Source organism: Actinomadura soli, assembly GCF_005889715.1.
In the GTDB taxonomy this organism is placed as follows: domain Bacteria; phylum Actinomycetota; class Actinomycetes; order Streptosporangiales; family Streptosporangiaceae; genus Spirillospora; species Spirillospora soli.
In genome coordinates, this window is the sequence record NZ_VCKW01000573.1 from 1 (window position 1) to 1173 (window position 1173).

Consider the following 1173-nt stretch of genomic DNA (forward strand, 5'->3'; position numbering starts at 1 on the left):
ACCGTGGCCTGGCCCGTGAGGTGCTCGCCCGGGGGCCGGCTCACGCCACCTGGGCCCACCGGGCGAGCACCTCACGGGCCAGGCCACGGTAGGCGTTCGCCCCCATCGAGTTCGGGTCGAAGAACGTGATCGGCTCTCCGGCGACGGTCGCGTCCGGGAACCGCACGGTGCGGTTGATGACGGTGTGGAAGACCTGGTCGCCGAACGCCTCGACGATGCGGCCGAGGACCTCCCGCGTGTGCAGGGTCCGGGAGTCGTACATGGTGCCGAGGACGCCGTCGATCTCCAGGCCCGGGTTGATCCGGCCCTGGACCTTCTCGATGGTCTCCATCAGCAGCGCCACGCCGCGCATCGCGAAGTACTCGCACTCCAGCGGGATCAGCACGCCCTCGCTCGCGGCCAGCGCGTTGATGGTGAGCAGGCCGAGCGACGGCTGGCAGTCGATGAGGATGTAGTCGTAGTGCTCGACGGCCGACTTCAGCGCGCCCTGCAGGATGTACTCGCGGCCGACCTCGTGGACGAGCTGGACCTCGGCGCCGGACAGGTCGATGTTGCTCGGCAGGAGCTCCATCCCGTCGACGCCGGTCTCGATGACGATGTCCTCCCACTCGGTGTCGCGTTCGAGCAGCATGTTGTGGACCGTCACGTCCAGCTGGCGCGGGTCGCCCTTGCCGAGGCCGACCGAAAGCGCGCCCTGCGGGTCGAAGTCGACGAGCAGGATGCGGCGGCCGAACTCGGCGAGCGCGGCCCCCAGGTTGATCGTCGTGGTGGTCTTGCCGACGCCGCCCTTCTGGTTGCAGACGGCGACGATTCGTGCGGGACCGTGCTCAGCCAGGGGTTCCGGTTCGGGGAACACCGGCACGGGTCTTTGCGTGGGCCCGAGGGCCACGCTCGGATCGGTCTCGATGGTGGCGGAGGAAAGGACTCCTTCCGCACCGTTAGTGCTGGTCACCAGATCCCTCCCCGGCGGCCCGGAAATGCCATCCAGAACCGGGACTCTAGGGCGGTCCCTCCCCGGTCTCAAGCCGACGCGCGCCGATCGTCGCGATTTGTCAGCACAGGGGCGGGCGCGCTGTCAGGTCCGGGACGCGCGGATCGCACGCCGGACGGGCGGTCGTGGACCCCGCGTGAGCGGGCGGTCAGGTGCGGGCGCGGGGGTGGGAGGTGGCGTAG

Annotated in this window: 1 protein-coding gene; it reads right to left on the reverse strand. The window is 70.0% G+C overall.

What is annotated here, in order from left to right; genetic code table 11:
• Window positions 1–40 precede the first annotated feature (40 nt).
• Window positions 41–907: a ParA family protein gene (locus tag ETD83_RS41890; protein ID WP_230421548.1), complete on the reverse strand. Its 867-nt coding sequence runs from the start codon at window positions 905–907 to the stop codon at window positions 41–43.
• Window positions 908–1173 lie beyond the last annotated feature (266 nt).